14 protein-coding genes and 1 pseudogene are annotated in these 17,505 nt (G+C 68.2%); all 15 read right to left on the bottom strand.

Annotated features, from left to right (window positions below):
- Positions 1 to 175: 175 nt before the first annotated feature.
- A complete protein-coding gene (locus AB0E94_RS04035) occupies positions 176 to 1,135 on the bottom strand; it encodes a polyprenyl synthetase family protein (RefSeq protein ID WP_360322737.1) in 960 nt (319 codons plus the stop codon).
- 160 nt (positions 1,136 to 1,295) lie between these two features.
- Entirely contained in the window at positions 1,296 to 2,210 is a 915-nt protein-coding gene (locus tag AB0E94_RS04030; protein WP_360322180.1) for a pyridoxamine 5'-phosphate oxidase family protein, read from the bottom strand.
- 95 nt (positions 2,211 to 2,305) lie between these two features.
- Positions 2,306 to 3,838, bottom strand: coding sequence for an NADH-quinone oxidoreductase subunit NuoN (gene nuoN / locus AB0E94_RS04025; RefSeq protein WP_360322177.1), 1,533 nt, complete (start codon positions 3,836 to 3,838; stop codon positions 2,306 to 2,308).
- Between the two features lies 1 nt (position 3,839).
- On the bottom strand, positions 3,840 to 5,381 hold the full coding sequence (locus AB0E94_RS04020) for an NADH-quinone oxidoreductase subunit M (protein ID WP_360322174.1): 1,542 nt from the start codon (positions 5,379 to 5,381) through the stop codon (positions 3,840 to 3,842).
- Positions 5,378 to 7,297, bottom strand: a complete 1,920-nt coding sequence (gene nuoL / locus AB0E94_RS04015) for an NADH-quinone oxidoreductase subunit L (protein WP_360322171.1) — start codon at positions 7,295 to 7,297, stop codon at positions 5,378 to 5,380. The genes AB0E94_RS04020 and nuoL overlap by 4 nt, the downstream gene beginning before the upstream one ends.
- 11 nt (positions 7,298 to 7,308) lie before the next feature.
- Positions 7,309 to 7,608, bottom strand: coding sequence for an NADH-quinone oxidoreductase subunit NuoK (gene nuoK, locus AB0E94_RS04010; RefSeq protein WP_093620071.1), 300 nt, complete (start codon positions 7,606 to 7,608; stop codon positions 7,309 to 7,311).
- Entirely contained in the window at positions 7,605 to 8,348 is a 744-nt protein-coding gene (locus AB0E94_RS04005; protein WP_360322168.1) for an NADH-quinone oxidoreductase subunit J, read from the bottom strand. The genes nuoK and AB0E94_RS04005 overlap by 4 nt, the downstream gene beginning before the upstream one ends.
- A complete protein-coding gene (nuoI, locus tag AB0E94_RS04000; protein ID WP_360322165.1) occupies positions 8,345 to 8,905 on the bottom strand; it encodes an NADH-quinone oxidoreductase subunit NuoI in 561 nt (186 codons plus the stop codon). The genes AB0E94_RS04005 and nuoI overlap by 4 nt, the downstream gene beginning before the upstream one ends.
- 1 nt (position 8,906) lies before the next feature.
- Positions 8,907 to 10,256: an NADH-quinone oxidoreductase subunit NuoH gene (gene nuoH / locus AB0E94_RS03995; protein WP_360322162.1), complete on the bottom strand. Its 1,350-nt coding sequence runs from the start codon at positions 10,254 to 10,256 to the stop codon at positions 8,907 to 8,909.
- Entirely contained in the window at positions 10,253 to 12,751 is a 2,499-nt protein-coding gene (locus AB0E94_RS03990) for an NADH-quinone oxidoreductase subunit G (RefSeq protein WP_360322159.1), read from the bottom strand. Before AB0E94_RS03990 ends, nuoH begins: the two co-directional genes overlap by 4 nt.
- Complete coding sequence (gene nuoF, locus AB0E94_RS03985; protein WP_360322156.1) at positions 12,751 to 14,067, bottom strand: NADH-quinone oxidoreductase subunit NuoF; 1,317 nt, start codon at positions 14,065 to 14,067, stop codon at positions 12,751 to 12,753. The genes AB0E94_RS03990 and nuoF overlap by 1 nt, the downstream gene beginning before the upstream one ends.
- Before the next feature lie 41 nt (positions 14,068 to 14,108).
- Positions 14,109 to 14,810 (bottom strand): annotated as a pseudogene (nuoE, locus tag AB0E94_RS03980) (NADH-quinone oxidoreductase subunit NuoE); the annotation flags it as partial.
- A complete protein-coding gene (locus tag AB0E94_RS03975; RefSeq protein WP_360322152.1) occupies positions 14,807 to 16,132 on the bottom strand; it encodes an NADH-quinone oxidoreductase subunit D in 1,326 nt (441 codons plus the stop codon). The gene AB0E94_RS03975 and the pseudogene nuoE, both read right to left, overlap by 4 nt.
- Positions 16,129 to 16,836 (bottom strand): NADH-quinone oxidoreductase subunit C, encoded by a 708-nt coding sequence (locus AB0E94_RS03970; RefSeq protein WP_360322149.1) that lies wholly within the window; start codon positions 16,834 to 16,836, stop codon positions 16,129 to 16,131. The genes AB0E94_RS03975 and AB0E94_RS03970 overlap by 4 nt, the downstream gene beginning before the upstream one ends.
- Positions 16,833 to 17,504, bottom strand: a complete 672-nt coding sequence (locus AB0E94_RS03965; protein ID WP_360322146.1) for an NADH-quinone oxidoreductase subunit B family protein — start codon at positions 17,502 to 17,504, stop codon at positions 16,833 to 16,835. Before AB0E94_RS03965 ends, AB0E94_RS03970 begins: the two co-directional genes overlap by 4 nt.
- Position 17,505 lies beyond the last annotated feature (1 nt).

Below are 17,505 nucleotides of genomic sequence, written 5' to 3'. Positions count from 1 at the left end.
CTCCGAGGCCAGGGACTTACACCATATGAACAATCGGCCTCGGACGGAATGCCAAACAGGAGTGGATCACGGTCGATTTACACAGCGCGTGCGACCGACGGAACTGTCCGCAGTGGAGAAATTCCGAAATGCCCCTTTTAACCCACGCAAACGTGGGCGAGTGGGTTGAGACGGCTCAGCTAGTACGGTCGGCGATGAAGTCGCAGAGCGCTTCCATCGTCCGTTTCGCCTCACCGGCCGGCAACGGCGCCAGCCTGGCCCGCGCCTCCTCGGCGTAGGACCGCACGGTCTCCCGCGCCCGTTTCATCGCCGCCGACTCACGCAGCAGCGTCAGCGCCTCGGCGTGCAGCTCGTCGTCGGTGATCGGACCGGCCGACAGCAGCTCCCGCAACCGGACCGCGGAGGCGTCGGTGTCGTCACCGGCCAGCGCATAGAGCACCGGCAGCGTCGGGACACCCTCACGCAGGTCGGTGCCGGGCGTCTTGCCGGACTGGACCGACTCGCTCGCGATGTCGAGCAGGTCGTCGGAGAGCTGGAAGGCGATGCCGATGGTCTCGCCATAACCGGCGAGCGCCTCCACGAACTCCGGGCGCGCGCCGGAGAACAGCCCGCCGAAACGGGCCGCCGTGGCGATCAGGGACGCCGTCTTCTCGGTGATGACGTGGAGATGGTGCTCGATCGGGTCGGTGCCGCGCGGGCCGACCGTCTCGGCGATCTGCCCGTGCACCAGCCGCGCGAACGTCTGCGCCTGGAGATGGACCGCCTCGGTGCCGAGGGTGGCGGCCAGATCGGCGGCCTGGGCGAAGAGGTAGTCACCGACCAGGATGGCCACCGAGTTGCCCCACCGCGCATTCGCGCTCGGCGCTCCCCGGCGCACCAGCGCCTCATCCATGACGTCGTCGTGGTAGAGCGTGGCCAGATGGGTCAGCTCCACGACGTTCGCCGCGTCGACGATTTGTGGCGACTCCGGGTCGCCGAACTGCGCCCCGAGCGCGACGAGCAGCGGCCGGAACCGCTTGCCGCCGGCGTCGGCAAGATGACGCGCGGCCTCGGCCACCAGTGGATCGGCGCTGGCCACATGGCCCCTCAGCGCAACCTCCACAGCGGCCAGCGTCGCAGACACCGACTCGTCCATCGCGGGATCGACGTCGAGGCCCAGCGATGACAGCGCGAGATCGCGCGGGGTCAGATCACCGGTGCTCACCACGCATTCACCTTGCCATACGGCCCTACCGCTTTCTGTCCCAGGGTGGCATGGGACAAGATCAAGAATCCGACACCTGGGGTACGGCCCCTCAGCTCCCGTTTCGGACCCGGGACCGGATCGCCCGGTAGTCCGCCCACGGGATCACCGGACGGGCCAGCCCACGGCGTTCGAGGTACCGCTTGGTGGCCGCCTTGGTCTCCCGCAGGATGCGGAACTGGTCGAGCGCGCTCCCCTTGTGCCGGGCGCCGGGCTCGACGAGACGGTCCGGTTTGAGCAGCCAGCCGTTTCCGTCGGCGATCAGTTCGCCCCGGACGCTCGCGTTGTAGAGGTTCCACAGCTTGTCGTCGTGGCGGTGCACGAGCAACCCGGCCGGGCCCTCGGCGACCGGCACGTCGTCCGGCACGTCGACCCGGTACCCACCGGACGCCACGTTCACCGTGGTCCGCAGCAGCACCGGGGCGCCGGCCTTGTCGACGGCGGTCAGCACCGCCGAGTCGAAGCCGGCGAGCACCTCGGTGCCGAGCATCGACGTCACCTTGGGGCGGGAGGGCACGGGCAGCGGTCGCTGCACCACCTCGGTCGGCGTGACCGTGATCAGCAGCCGCATGTAGTAGAAATCGGTCATCGCCGTCATCGGCCAGTCCAGGTAGGACTGCGAGTGGGGCTGCCGGGCCAGCAACAGCTCCCAGAACCTCTCCAGGTCGCCGTCGGGCCGCACGTGGATCTCGTCGGGGCAGATCGCCTCACCCCGTACCAGAATCTGCTCGGGCTGCTTCAGACCGCTCGCGGTGGGGTCGGAGAAGAGCAGTGCGACCCGCCCGTCCCGTCGGACGTTGAACGCCTTCTGCGGGTATCCGAGCGAGGTGGTGAGCAGGATCGTGCCGTCTGCGCGGACCAGCCCGGAGGTCGGCCAGGCGACCGGCGCCCCGCTCTTGGTCAGCGTCGCGAACTCACATGTCCGGTAGGCCTGGAGGGTCTCGTTGAGCGCTGTCGGATCAGACACGCGGCGAGGTTAGACGATCATGGTCGACAACCGATAAACGGTCCGGGAACGACGGAGGCCCCGGCATCGCCGGGGCCTCCACGCGCTGATCAGAATCAGCGAACGAACTCGGATGCCTGTTGCGTGAGGTCGAGCAGCGCGTCCGGCGCCACGCCCAGCGCCACCGTGACGAGCACACCGAGACCCAGCACCGCCGAGGTGAGGAAACCCGGGATGGAGACCGCCGGAGTGGTCTCACCCGGCTCGGAGAGCCACATCAGCACGATCACCCGCACGTACGGGAAGGCCAGCAGCATGCTGCTGATCACACCGAAGATGACCAGCCACGTCTGCCCACCCGCGGCCGCCGCTCCGAAGACCGCGAACTTGCTGGAGAAGCCGCTGGTCAGCGGAATGCCGGCGAAGGCGAGCAGGATGAACGTGAAGACCCCGGCGAGCAGCGGGCTCTTCCGGCCGATGCCGGCCCACCGGGACAGGTGGGTGGCCTCGCCGTCGGCGTCACGGACCAGGCTGATGATCGCGAACGCGGCGAGCACCGAGAACCCGTACGCCACCAGGTAGAACATCGTGCCGCTGAGGCCCCGGTCGTTGAGCGCCAGGACACCCACCATGAGGTATCCGGCGTTCGCGATCGACGAGTAGGCCAGCAGGCGCTTCAGGTCGGTCTGGGTGACCGCCAGGATCGCGCCGATGAACATGGTCAGCACCGCGATGCCGCCGAGGATCGGCTGGAAGTCCCAGCGCACCCCCTCGAACGCCACGTACAGCACCCGCAGCAGGGCCCCGAAGGCGGCGACCTTGGTGCAGGCCGCCATGAACGCGGTGATCGGCGTGGGCGCGCCCTGGTAGACGTCCGGCGTCCAGACGTGGAACGGCGCGAGCGCGGCCTTGAAGAGCAGGCCGATCGAGACCATCGCCAGACCCACGTAGAGCAGCACCTGGCTGCGCTGCGGGTTGGCGACCGCCTCGTGCACGTCACCGAGCTGGATCCCGCCCGCGAAGCCGTAGATGAAGGCCACCCCGAACAGGAAGAACGCCGAGGCGTACGAGCCGAGCAGGAAGTACTTGAGCGCCGCCTCCTGGCTGAGCAGCCGCCGGCGACGGGCCAGCGCGCACAGCAGGTAGAGCGGCAGCGAGAAGACCTCCAGCGCCACGAACATGGTGAGCAGGTCGTTCGCCGCCACGAAGAGGAGCATGCCGCCGAGCGCGAAGACCGTGAGCGGGTACACCTCGGTGGCGCCCGGCTCACTGCTCGCCTGCTTGGCGTCCTTCTGCGAGCCGACGGTGACCGCGGCCTGCGAGACGAACACGCCGCCACGCTCGATCGAGCGCTCGCCGATCAGCAGCAGCGACACCCCGCCGAGCACCAGGATCGCGCCCTGGAGGAACAGGGTCGGCCCGTCCACGGCGACCGCTCCGCCGATGGTGATCGTCCGGGTGCCGCGCTCCATGATCACCGCGGACAGCGAGACCACCACGGCGACCAGCGCCAGCGCCAGCTGGACCGCGTTGCGGGCCCGGCGCGGCACGGCCACCTCGACGAGCACGCCGAGGCAGGCTGCGCCGAAGAGGATCAGCATCGGGAGCAGCGCCCCGTAGTCGATCGGGGGCAGTTTCAACGGTTCCATCTCAGCCGCCCACCTTTCCGCCGGCTTCCACCGTGGGAACCGGGTCCTGCACACCGACGTCCAGCATGGTCGCCTCCACCGCCGGGTTGATCACATCGGTGACCGGCTTCGGGTAGAAGCCGAGCACCAGCAGGAGCGCGATCAGCGGCGCGACGACCACCTTCTCGCGCAGGGTGATGTCCTTCGACATCGCCGGCACCTCGGTGAGGGCCGGGTTCAGGGTGCCCTGGGTGGTCCGCTGGATCATCCACAGCACGTACGCCGCGGCCAGCACGATGCCCAGGGTGGCCACCACGGCGTACCCCTTGTTGGTGCTGAAGGTGCCGATCAGGACCAGGAACTCACTGACGAAGGGTGCGGTGCCGGGCAGCGCCAGCGAGGCGAGGCCGGCGAAGAACAGCACCCCGGCCAGCACCGGCATCAGCTTGCCGGCCCCGCCGAAGTCGCTGACCAGCGACGACCCGCGCCGGGCGACGAACATGCCGACCACGATGAACAGCAGGCCGGTGGCCAGGCCGTGGTTGACCATGTAGAGCACCGCGCCGGTGCCGGCCTGGGTGGTGAAGGCGAAGATGCCGATACCGATGAAACCGAAGTGCGCGATCGAGGTGTACGACACCAGGCGCTTCAGGTCGTTCTGGCCGACCGCGAGCAGGGCCGCGTAGATGATGCCGATCACCGCGAGAGCCATGGCGGCCGGGGCGAACCAGCGTGACGCCTCAGGGAAGAGCGAGAGGCAGTAGCGCAGGATGCCGAACGTGCCGACCTTGTCCATCACGCCGACCAGCAGCGCAGCGGCGCCGGCCGGAGCTGCGCCACCGGAGTCCGGCAGCCAGGTGTGGAACGGGAAGAACGGCGCCTTGATCGCGAACGCCACGAAGAAGCCGAGGAACAGCCACCGCGCGGTGTTCTGGTCGATCGACGCGGTCGCCTTGGCCAGCTCGGTGAAGTCGAAGGTGTTCCCGCCGAGCACCCACAGGCCGATCACCGAGGCCAGCATGAAGAGGCCGCCGACCAGGCTGTAGAGGAAGAACTTGACCGCCGCGTACTGCTTCTGGCCGCTGCCGAACGACCCGATGATGAAGTACATCGGGATCAGCATGATCTCGAAGAACACGTAGAACAGGAAGATGTCCGCCGCGGCGAACACCCCGATCATCGTGAACTCGAAGGACAGCAGCAGCGCGAAGTAGGCCGGGGCCGACCGGGTGCTCTGGTCGACGTCGTTCCAGGACGCCAGGATCACGACCGGGAACAGGACGGCGATCAGCATCAGCATGACGAGCGCGATGCCGTCGGCGGCGAACGTGAAGTTCACGCCCCAGGACGGGATCCAGGCGTACGACTCCCGGAACTGGAATCGCGGGCCGTCCTTGACGGTCCACGCGACCCACATGAAGACGCTCAGCACCAGGACGAGCAGGGACCAGCCCAGCGCGACCGCCTTGGCCAGCTCGGCCTTGGCCCTCGGGATGAAGGCCACCACCAACGCGCCCACCAGGGGCAGGAGGGTGAGGACGGAAAGGAACGGGAAATCTTTCACGCCAACCACCCCAGCTGGATCGCGAGGAAGGCGCCGACCACGAGCATGGCGCCGGTGAGCATCGACAGGGCGTACGACCGGACGAATCCGGTCTGGAGCCGCCGCAGCCTGCCGGAACCACCGCCGATGCCGGCGGCGATGCCGTTGACCAGGCCGTCGATCCCCCGGTTGTCGAGGAAGACCAGCGCCCGGGTCAGGTAGATGCCGGGCCGCTCGAAGACCGCCTCGTTGAACGCGTCGGTGTACAGGTTGCGCCGCGCCGCGGTGACCAGCACGCCGGCCGGCTCCGGCTCGAGCGCGGTGCCCTTGCGGAACAGCGCCCAGGCCAGCCCCGCCCCGATCACCGGGATCACGACGCCCAGGATCTGCAGCGCCAGATGCGGGAGCACTGTCGCGTGCTCCTCGCTGTGCTCACCGAGAACCGGCGTCAGCCAGTCCGGCACGGTGCTGGCCATCAGAACGCCCGCGCCGACCGAGCCGATCGCCAGCAGGATCAGCGGAATCGTCATGATCGCCGGCGACTCGTGCGGGTGCTGGTTGTCCTCGGTCCAGCGGGCCGGACCGTGGAACGTGAGCACGAAGAGCCGGGTCATGTAGAAGCCGGTCAGACCCGCGCCAAGCAGGGCCGCACCGCCGAAGACCCAGGGCTGCCATCCTTCGCCCTCGAAGGCGGCCGCGATGATCGGCTCCTTGGAGAAGAAGCCGGAGAGCGGCGGGATGCCGATGATCGCGAGCCAGCCGGTGCCGAAGGTCAGCCAGGTGATCTTCATGTGCTTGGACAGGCCACCGAACCGCCGGATGTCGACCTGGTCGTGCATCCCGTGCATGACCGAGCCGGCCCCGAGGAACATGTTGGCCTTGAAGAAGCCGTGCGCCAGCAGGTGCACGATGGCCAGGGCGTACGCCCCGCCGCCGAGCCCGACGCCGAGGAACATGTAGCCGATCTGGGAGACCGTCGACCAGGCCAGGATCCGCTTGATGTCGTCCTTGGCCGCGCCGATGAGACAGCCCATCAGCAGGGTGATCGCACCGATGCTGACCACGATCAGCTGCAGCGTCTCGTTGGCCGAGAAGATCGGGTTGGACCGGGCGATCAGGTAGACACCGGCGGTGACCATGGTCGCCGCGTGGATGAGGGCGGAGACCGGGGTCGGGCCCTCCATCGCGTCCGGGAGCCAGGCCTGCAGCGGGAACTGGCCGGACTTACCGCAGGCACCGAGCAGCAGCAGGATGCCCATCACCAGGATGGTTCCGGCGGCCAGCGAGTCGACGCCGTTGAAGACGCCGTCGTACTGGGTGGTGCCCAGCTCGGTGAACATCAGGAAGATGCCGATCGCCAGGCCGGCGTCGCCGACCCGGTTCATCAGGAACGCCTTCTTGCCCGCGGTCGCCGCCGAGGGCTTGGTATACCAGAACGAGATCAGCAGGTACGACGCCAGACCGACGCCCTCCCAGCCGAAGTACAGCATCACGTAGTTGTTGCCCAGGACCAGCAGAAGCATCGCCGAGACGAACAGGTTGAAGTAGGCGAAGAACTTCCGTCGCCCGGGGTCGTGCTCCATGTAACCCACCGCGTACAGGTGGATCAGGGAGCCGACACCGGTGATCAGCAGGACGAAGACGCCGGCCAGCGGGTCGAAGAGCAGACCGAAGTCGACGTGCAGATCGCCGACCACGATGAAGTCCCAGAGACTCAGCTCAGCGGAACGCTTCGCCGGGTCAAGACCGGAGAGATTGAAAAAGAAGATCAGCCCGAGTACGAACGACGCCGCGACCGAGGCCACGCCGAGCCAGTGCCCCCAGCGGTCGGACCGCTTACCGAGCAGCAGCAGGATCGTCGCACTGGCCAGCGGGATGGCCACGAGCAACCAGATGTTGCTCAGCACTCCCGTCGCCGGGGCGAATGTGTGTTCCACGAAATGCCCCTTCAGTACTTCAGGAGGTTCGCGTCGTCGACGCTCGCCGAGCGTCGCGTACGGAAGATCGACATGATGATGGCGAGGCCGACCACGACCTCAGCCGCCGCGACGACCATCACGAAGAACGAGATGATCTGGCCGTCCAGGCCGCCGTTGATCCGGCTGAAGGTGATCAGCGCGAGGTTGGCGGCGTTGAGCATCAACTCGATGCACATGAACAGCACGATCGCGTTGCGCCGGACGAGCACCCCGGCAGCGCCGATGGTGAACAGGATGGCCGACAGGACCAGGTAGTAGTCGGGAGTCACTTCTCGGTTCCCTTCGGCGCGGCCTCCGACTGGCTCAGCTCACGAACCGGCAGGATCGGCGAGATGCTCCGCTCGGCCCCGTTGCCGTCCGGCAGCCGGGCCGGCGCGGCCACCGACATGGTGTTCGCGTAGATGCCGGGGCCGGGCTTCGGACCGGGGTAGTTGCCCGGGCGGAAGCGTTCCTTCATCCGGGTCACCTGGTCACGCACGTCCTCCTTGGCCTTCTCGACGTGCGCCAGGATCATGGCGCCGACGGCGGCCGTGATCAGCAGCGCCGAGGTGACCTCGAACGCGAAGACGTACTTGGTGAACAGGAGCGAGGCCAGGCCCTCGACGTTGCCGTTCGCGTTGGCCTGGTCCAGGCCGACCGTGAAGGTCGAGCCGAGCGCGCGGGCCAGGCCGGCGCCGATCAGCGCCGCGAAGCCGACACCGAGCACGATCGCCGCGATCCGCTGGCCCCGCAACGTCTCGATCAGCGAGTCCGACGCGTCCCGGCCGACCAGCATCAGCACGAACAGGAACAGCATCATGATCGCGCCGGTGTAGACGATGATCTGCACGAAACCGAGGAACGGCGCCGAGTTGATCACGTAGAAGAACCCGAGGTTCAGCATCGTGACGACAAGCCACAGCGCGGAGTGCACCGCGTTGCGGGCCAGCACCATGCCGAGCGCCCCGATCACGGCCAGCGAGCCGAGGATCCAGAAGGCGACCTGCTCACCCGTGGAGACGGCGTTCACTCGTCGCCCCCCTGGGAGATCGGGGCCTTCTCGGCGCCGACCGACGTGCCCGGGTTGGTGAGCGCGCCGACGTAGTAGTCCTTGTCGGTGTCACCCAGGCGCATCGGGTGCGGCGGCTGCTCCATGCCCGGCAGCAGCGGGGCCAGGAGCTCCTTCTTCGTGAAGATCAGGTCCTGGCGGTTGTCGCGGGCCAGCTCGTACTCGTTGCTCATGGTCAGCGACCGGGTCGGGCAGGCCTCGATGCACAGACCGCAGAAGATGCACCGCGCGTAGTTGATCTGGTAGATCTTCGCGTACCGCTCGCCCGGCGAGAACCGCTGATCGTCGGTGTTGTCGCCGCCCTCGACGTAGATCGCGTCGGCCGGGCAGGCCCAGGCGCACAGCTCGCAGCCGATGCACTTCTCCAGGCCGTCCGGGTGGCGGTTGAGGATGTGCCGCCCGTGGTAGCGCGGCGCCGGCTTCGGCGGGGAGAACGGGTAGTCGGTCGTGATCACCTTGCGGAACATGTGCGCGAAGGTCACGCCGAAACCCTTGAAGGAGCCGGTGAACGTACCCACGTCACACCTCCTTCGTAACGGGGTCGCGTTCGGCCACTTCGCGCCGGACTCGGGGGCTCGGCGGGACCTGGAGGTCCATCGGCGGGACCGGGAAACTGCCCGGTGGCCGCTGATGCAGCTCCTCCTCGATGGAGAGCTGCTTCGGTTTCTTCGGCGACGGCCAGCCCCAGGCGATGGCCAGCACGAGCACCGCCACGACGCCTGTGGTGACCCAGCGGGTGGTGTCCGAGATGGCGCCGCTGCGGGCGACCTTGAAGAACGCCAGGAAGAGGATCCACACCAGGCTGACCGGGATGAGGACCTTCCACCCGAAGCGCATGAACTGGTCGTAGCGCATCCGGGGGAGCGTGGCCCGCAGCCAGATGAAGCCGAAGAGCAGGATCAGCACCTTGCCGAAGAACCAGAGCAGCGGCCAGTAGCCGGAGTTCGCACCCTCCCAGAACGTGGTGATCGGGGCCGGAGCCCGCCATCCGCCCAGGAAGAGCGTGGTCGCGAAGGCCGAGACGGTGATCATGTTGATGTACTCGGCGAGGAAGAAGAGCGCGAACTTGAACGACGAGTACTCCGTGTGGAAGCCGCCGACCAGCTCGGACTCCGCCTCGGGCAGGTCGAACGGGGCCCGGTTGGTCTCACCGACCGCCGCGATCATGTAGATGATGAAGCTCGGCAGGAGCTGGACCGCGTACCAGCCGGGCGCGGTCACCTCGAAGCCGAAGAGCTGCACCGGGTCGCCGGAGGCCTGCGCCGCGACGATCTGCGAGGTGCTCATCGTGCCGGCGGTCATGAACACCGCCACGATGGACAGACCCATCGCGACCTCGTACGAGATCATCTGCGCGCTCGACCGCAGACCACCCAGCAGCGGGTAGGTCGAGCCGGACGCCCAGCCCGCCAGCACCACGCCGTAGACGCTCATCGACGAGCAGGCCAGCAGCACCAGCACCGAGACCGGCACGTCGGTGAGCTGGAGCGCGGTCTGGTGACCGAACATGTTCACCACGCCGCCGAACGGCATCACCGAGAACGCGGTGAACGCGGTGGTAGCGGAGATCACCGGGGCGATGAAGTAGACCACCTTGTCGGCGGTCTTCGGGATGATCTCCTCTTTGAACGGCAGCTTCAGGCCGTCGGTGAGGCTCTGCAACCAGCCCTTGGGGCCGACCTGGTTGGGGCCCGGACGGACCGCCATCCGGGCCACGACCTTGCGCTCGTAGTTGATGGTGAACAGCGTCAGCAGCAGGAGCAGCGCGAACACGCCGACCAGCTTGATCAGGACGATCCACCAGATGTCGTTCTCGAACGTCTCGAGCGTCGGATCGACGGCGGTGGCCGCCGTGACGAAAGAAGTCATCGAGCCACTTCCTCGGCGAGGATCGGGCCGGGGACGCCGGCCGTCAGCGTGACCACCGCACCGGCGGTGACCCCGAGACTGCGCCGGACCGTCGAGCCCGGTGAGTTCGTCGGCAGCCACACCACCCGCGGCGGCAGGTCGGTGATCGCGGCCGGCAGCGTGATCGAGCCCCGGTCGGTGCCGACCGTGACCAGGTCACCGTCGGCGAGTCCGAGCGACTCGGCCAGGTCCTTGCCGAGCCGGGCCACCGGCGGCCGGGCGGTGCCGGCCAGCACCTGGTCGCCGTCGAGCAGCGAACCCAGGTCGATCAGCTGGTGCCAGGTGGCGAGAACCGCCTGGTTCTCCCCCGGCTGCGCCGGACGCGCCGCCTCGACACCCGGAAGGATCGCGCTCGGCACCGTGCTGCCGGGCAGTCCGCCCAGCTCACGCCGGACCGCGTTGACGTCACCGGTGTTCAGGCTGACGTCGAGCAGGGCGGCGATCGCTTCGAGCACCCGGCCGTCGGTCATCGCGGTGCTCTTCAGCACCGCGTCGAACGACCGGAGCCGGCCCTCCCAGTCCATGTATGTGCCGGCCTTCTCGACGGCCGGCGCGATCGGCAGGACGACGTCGGCCCGCCGGGTCACCGCGCTCTGCCGCATCTCCAGGCTGACCAGGAACGGCACCGTGTCCAGCGCGTTCTCGGCGAGCGCCGGGTCGGCCAGGTCGGCCGGGTCGACGCCACCGACGAGCAGGGCGCCGAGGGTGCCGTCCGCGGCCGCCGCGATGATCCGGTCGGTGTCGCGGCCGGGCGTTCCGGGCAGCACACCCGCCTCGGCCCCCCAGGCCAGCGACAGCGCGGCGCGAGCCGAGTCGTCGGTGACCGGACGGCCGCCGGGCAGCAGGTTCGGCAGCAGACCGGCGTCGATGGCGCCGCGGTCGCCGGCCCGGCGGGGCACCCACGCAAGCTTCGCGCCGGTGCGGGCGGCCAGGGCGGCCGCCGCGCTGAGCGCACCCGGCACGGTGGCCAGACGCTCGCCGACGATCAGCAGGGCGCCCGGTGCGCCGAGCGCCTCCGCCACGGCGGCGTCGGACGCGAGGATGTGTGCTTCGTCACCGGGGACTGCCGCGACGAGCGCGGCGCCGAGCTTCTCCAAACCGCGGGAGAGGTACGGCGAAACCGCCGTGACCCTGAGCTTCCGGCGGATGTGACCCTTACGCAGGCGCAGGAAGAGGATGGGTGACTCCTCCTCCGGCTCCAGCCCGGCGAGCACCACCGACGGGGCGTTCTCGACCTGCTCGTAGGTCACCTCGGTGATCCCGGCGACCGCGGCGGCCAGGAAGTCGGCCTCCTCGGTCGTGGTCACCGCGGAACCCGTCGCGCGGATGGGCCGGGCCCGGAAGTCGACGTCGTTGGTGCCGAGGACGGCCCGCGCGAACTTCGCGTAGGCGTACGCGTCCTCGACGGTGAGCCGGCCACCGGGCAGGACCCCGACGCCACGTTCCTGGGCGGCCTTGAGTCCTTCGGCCGCGGCGAGCAGCGCCTCGCTCCAGGAGGCCTCCCGCAGCTCACCGGTCTTGGCGTCGCGGATCTGCGGGGTGAGGATCCGGTCGGTGGCCGTGGCGTAGCGGAAGCCCCAGCGGCCCTTGTCGCAGTTCCACTCCTCGTTCACCGCCGGGTCGTCGCCGGCCAGTCGGCGCAGCACCTTCCCGCGCCGGTGGTCGGTGCGCTGCGAGCAGCCGGAGGCGCAGTGCTCGCAGGCGCTCGGCGAGGAGACCAGGTCGAACGGGCGGGCCCGGAACCGGTACTGCTCACCGGTGAGCGCGCCGACCGGGCAGATCTGGATGGTGTTGCCGGAGAAGTACGAGTTGAACGCGACGTCGCCGTCACCCTCGCCGACCTGCCCGTCGCCGGTGCCGGTGCCCCCGAAGAAGTCGTCCCGGTAGACGTTGATCTGCTCGCCGGAGGACCTGTCCATCAGGTCGATGAACTTGTCGCCGGCGATCTCCTCGGAGAACCTGGTGCAGCGCTGGCAGAGCACGCAGCGCTCCCGGTCCAGCAGCACCTGGCTGGAGATGTGGATCGGCTTCTCGTACTCCCGCTTCTCCTCCTTGAACCGCGAGTCGGCGCGGCCGGTGCTCATCGCCTGGTTCTGCAGCGGGCACTCACCACCCTTGTCGCAGGTGGGGCAGTCGAGCGGGTGGTTGATCAGCAGCAGCTCCATCACGCCGGCCTGCGCCTTCGCGGCGACCGGCGAGCTGAGCTGGGTCTTGACGACCATGCCCTCGGCCACCGTCTGGGTGCAGGAGGCGACCGGCTTGCGCTGGCCCTCCACCTCGACGAGGCACTGCCGGCAGGCGCCGGCCGGGGCCAGCAGCGGGTGGTCACAGAACCGCGGGATGGCGGTTCCCATCCGTTCGGCGACGCGGATGAGCAGCTCGCCCTTCTCCGCGGTCACCTCGACCCCGTCGATGATGAGGGTGACCTGGTCGGCCCTCTTCTGAACGTCCGTCATCAGTGCGCTCCTACGAGGGACTTCTCGGAGAGCCGCGGGGCGGTGCGGCCCTCGATGTAGCCGAGGTAGTCGTCCCGGAACCACTTGAGCGTCGACACGACAGGCGTCGCCGCGCCGTCGCCGAGGCCGCAGAAGGACCGGCCGAAGATGTTGTCCGCGGTGTCCTGGAGGGTGTCCAGGTCCTTGACGGTGCCGTGACCGGCGAGGATCCGCCGGTAGGTGCGCACCATCCAGTAGTTGCCCTCCCGGCACGGGGTGCACTTGCCGCACGACTCGTGGTGGTAGAACTCCAGCCACCGCCACGTGTTGTAGACCGGGCAGTCCTGGTCGGAGAAGATCTGCATCGCCGTGGTGCCGAGGATCGACCCGGCCGCCGCCACACCCTCGAAGTCCATCGCGGTGTCGATGTGCTCGGCGGTCAGCAGCGGCGTCGACGAACCACCGGGCGTCCAGAACTTCAGCTGGTGACCCGGCTGCATGCCGCCGGCCAGCTCGATCAGCTCGCGCAGGGTGATGCCGAGGCCGCACTCGTACTGACCGGGATTGACCACCCGGCCGGACAGCGAGTAGATCATCGGGCCGGACGACTTCTCCGTACCCATGCTCTTCCACCAGTCGGCGCCGCCCAGCACGATGTACGGCACACTGGCGATGGTGCCGACGTTGTTGACCACGGTCGGGCTCGCGTAGAGCCCGGCGATGGCCGGGAACGGCGGGCGGAGACGGGGCTGCCCACGGAACCCTTCGAGAGAGTCCAGCAGTGCGGTCTCTTCACCACAGATGTACGCGCCGGCGCCGCTGTGGACGACCAGGTCGAGATCGAAGCCCGTGCCCAGGATGTTCTGGCCGAGGTACCCCTTGGCGTACGCCTCCTGGACCGCGTGGCGCAGCCGCCGCGCGGCGTGCACCGCCTCACCGCGGATGTAGATGAACGCCCGGTTCGCACGGATCGCGTAGGAGGCGATGATCGCGCCCTCGACCAGCGAGTGCGGGTCGTAGGTCATCAGCGGCAGGTCCTTGCAGGTGCCCGGCTCGCCCTCGTCCGCGTTGATCACGAGGTAGTGCGGCTTGCCGTCGCCCTGCGGGATGAAGCCCCACTTGAGACCGGTCGGGAAGCCGGCGCCGCCGCGGCCGCGCAAGCCGGAGTCCTTGATCAGCTGGATCAGGTCGTCCGGGTGCACGTCGAGCGCCTTGCGCAGCGCGCGATAGCCGTCCAGCTGCTCGTAGACCCCGATCTGCCAGGCGTCGGGCGACAGCCAGCGCTTGGTCAGCACCGGGGTGAGCTTCTGGAGGAGCTCCTGTCGAGGCTGTGTCACTTCTGCCCCTCCTTGCTGCGCTCGACCGGCTTGGTCTTGGTGATCGGGGTGTCCGGGTCGAACCCGGCCACCGCCACGCCGTGCTCCTGTGCGAGCCGCACACCGCGCAGGGTCGGCGCGCCGGCCACCCCGTCGGCGACCGCGCCTTCGCGGGGGTCGGCGAACCCGGCCAGCTGGTACTGCATCTCCTTGAGCGAGCAGATCCGCGCGCCACGCGAGGAGGCCTGCTCCCGGCCCTGGCGCAGGTTCTCCACCAGCTCGACCGCGCTGTCCGGGGTCGCCTGGTCGACGGTGAAGTCGTAGTTGACCGTCACCACCGGCGCGTAGTCGCAGGCCGCGAGGCACTCGGCGTGCTCGAGCGTGATCTTGCCGTCAGCTGAGGTCTCGCCGTGGCCGACGCCGAGGTGCTCGACCAGTCCGTCGTACACCTCCTGGCCGCCCATGACGTTGCAGAGGGTGTTGGTGCAGACGCTGACCAGGTACTCACCGGTGGGCCGGCGTTTGTACATGGTGTAGAAGGTTGCGACCGCCCCGACCTGGGCCTTGTTGATGCCGAGGATCTCGGCGCAGAACGCCACCCCGTTCGGGCTGACGAAGCCCTCCTCGGTCTGCACCAGGTGCAGCAGGGGCAGCAGCGCCGAACGCTCCCGGCCGGCCGGGTACCGGGCCAGGATCTCCCTGGCCGGTTCGAGAAGCTTCGCCGCCAGCGGTTCGGCGGCCGGCGAGAATTCCACCGTTGTCATCGGTCACACCCACCCATCACGGGATCCAGCGAGGCGCCGCCGGCGATGACGTCGGCCAGCAGGGCGCCCTCGGCCATCGCGGGGATGGCCTGGAGGTTCACGAAGCTCGGCTCGCGGTAGTGCACCCGGTAGGGGTGGGTGCCACCGTCGGAGACCGCGTGTACGCCGAGTTCGCCACGCGGGTGCTCGACCGCGACATAGACTTGACCAGGCGGAACCCGGAAGCCCTCGGTGACGAGCTTGAAGTGGTGGATCAGCGATTCCATCGACTGACCCATGATCTTGGCGACATGTTCGAGGGAGTTCCCGAGCCCGTCCAGGCCGAGCGCGAGCTGCGACGGCCAGGCGATCTTCTTGTCCTCGATCCAGATCGGACCGGGCTTGAGCCGGTCCAGAGCCTGCTCGACGATCTTCAGCGACTCGCGGATCTCCGCCATCCGGACCAGGTAACGACCCCAGACGTCGGCGGTCGTCGCGGTCGGCACGTCGAACTCGTAGTTCTCGTAACCGCAGTACGGCATGGTCTTGCGCAGGTCCCAGGGCAGGCCGGCCGAGCGCAGCACCGGGCCGGTGACGCCGAGCGCGAGGCACCCGGTCACGTCCAGCACGGCGACGCCCTGCGTCCGCTGCTGCCAGATGATCTGGCCGGACAGCATGGCCTCGTATTCCTTGAGCTTCTTCGGCAGGTACTTGAGGAAGTCGCGGATCTTGCGGATCGCCGAGTCCGGCACGTCCTGGGCGAGGCCGCCGGGGCGGATGTAGCCGTTGTTCATCCGCAGGCCGGAGGTCTCCTCGAAGATGTCGAGGATGTACTCCCGCTCGCGGAAGCCGTACAGCATCATCGAGATCGCGCCCAGCTCCATGCCCGTGGTCGCGAGCCAGACCAGGTGCGAGGCGATCCGCTGGAGCTCCATGAACATCACGCGGATCGTGTTGGTGCGATCGGTGATCTGGTCGGTGACGCCGAGCAGCTTCTCCACCGCGAGGCAGTAGGCCGTCTCGTTCGACATGTTCGCGAGGTAGTCCATGCGGGTCACGAACGTGACGCCCTGCGTCCAGTTCCGGTATTCGAGGTTCTTCTCGATGCCGGTGTGCAGGTACCCGACGACCGGGCGGACCTCGGTGACCGTCTCGCCCTCGAGCTCCAGCACGAGCCGCAGCACGCCGTGTGTCGACGGGTGCTGCGGACCCATGTTGACGACGATCTTCTCGTTGCTGAGCGGGTCGATGCTGGACGTGATGCTGTCCCAGTCGCCGCCGGTGACCGTGAAGACCCGGCCCTCGGTGGTCTCGCGCTCGGTCGCGTACTCAGATGTGGTCACTGGTAGACCCTCCGCTGGTCGGGAGGCGGAATCTCGGCGCCCTTGTACTCGACGGGCACGCCGCCGAGCGGGTAGTCCTTGCGCTGGGGGTGGCCCTCCCAGTCGTCCGGCATGAGGATCCGGGTCAGGTTCGGATGGCCGGCGAAGACGACGCCGAACATGTCGTAGACCTCCCGCTCCTGCCAGTCGGCGGTCGGGTAGACCCGGGTGACGCTCGGAACGGTGACGCCCTCGGCCACCGCGACCTCCAGCCGCACCCGGCGGCGATAGGTCATCGACGTCAATTGATAAGCGACGTGGAAACGGCGCTCGTCGGAGCCCAGATAATCCACTGCGTCAACGGACGAACACAGTTCGAAGCGCAGAGAGGCGTCGTCACGCATTACCTGACACACCTCAGCGATGTGCTCGGCGCGTACGTGAAGTGTGAGCTCGGCCCTATCTACGACCACCTTCTCGATGGCTTCGGAGATGGCCGGATAAGCTTCTTCCAACGCGTCATAGACGTCGTCGAAATACCCGCCGTAAGGCCGTGGGCTGTCAAAAACAGCAGGTCGGGGGCGGACCAGGCGACCGAAGCCGGAAACGTCTCCGGTCCCCTTGACGCCGAACATGCCCTTATCCGGGCTGGGCGGCGTCTGTGCCGGAGCACCCAATTCGGCGCCCGCCGGGACACTACCCTGAGTTCCGGGTTCAATACTCATTTGTGAGCCTCCCGCAAATGCGGCTGGAGTTTCATCCAGTTCTCGATCCGCAATTGCTCTTCGCGTCCCTCTTTAACGGCCTGCGTCCATTCTTCGCGACGGACCTTGTCCACGCGGTAGGACGACGGCATGGCACCCGGAGCGACGACCGGAACTCGGCCCTCGGCCTGCCGAGCTTCGAGCATCTTGCGGCCGTTGGGGCCGAGCGGTTGCGCCATGACCTTTTCGCGCATCTTGAGGATCGCGTCGATCAGCATCTCGGGTCGCGGCGGGCAGCCCGGGAGGTAGATGTCGACCGGGATGATGTGGTCGACGCCCTGCACGATCGCGTAGTTGTTGAACATCCCGCCGGACGACGCACAGACGCCCATCGAGATCACCGATCGCGGCTCGGGCATCTGGTCGTAGATCTGCCGGACCACCGGGGCCATCTTCTGGCTGACCCGGCCCGCCACGATCATCAGGTCGGCCTGACGGGGCGAGGCCCGGAACACCTCCATCCCCCAGCGACCGAGGTCGTAGTGGGGACCACCGGAGGCCATCATCTCGATGGCGCAGCAGGCGAGGCCGAACGTGGCGCCCCAGAACGATGACTTCCGAGCGTAGTTGGACAGTTTCTCGACGCTCGTCAGCAGGATGCCTGCCGGGAGTTTCTCTTCGATTCCCATG

Source organism: Actinoplanes sp. NPDC026670, from assembly GCF_040638175.1.
Classification (GTDB): domain Bacteria; phylum Actinomycetota; class Actinomycetes; order Mycobacteriales; family Micromonosporaceae; genus Actinoplanes.
The sequence above is the reverse complement of the archived record's forward strand: the minus strand, read 5'-3'. Positions and strand labels throughout refer to the sequence as shown.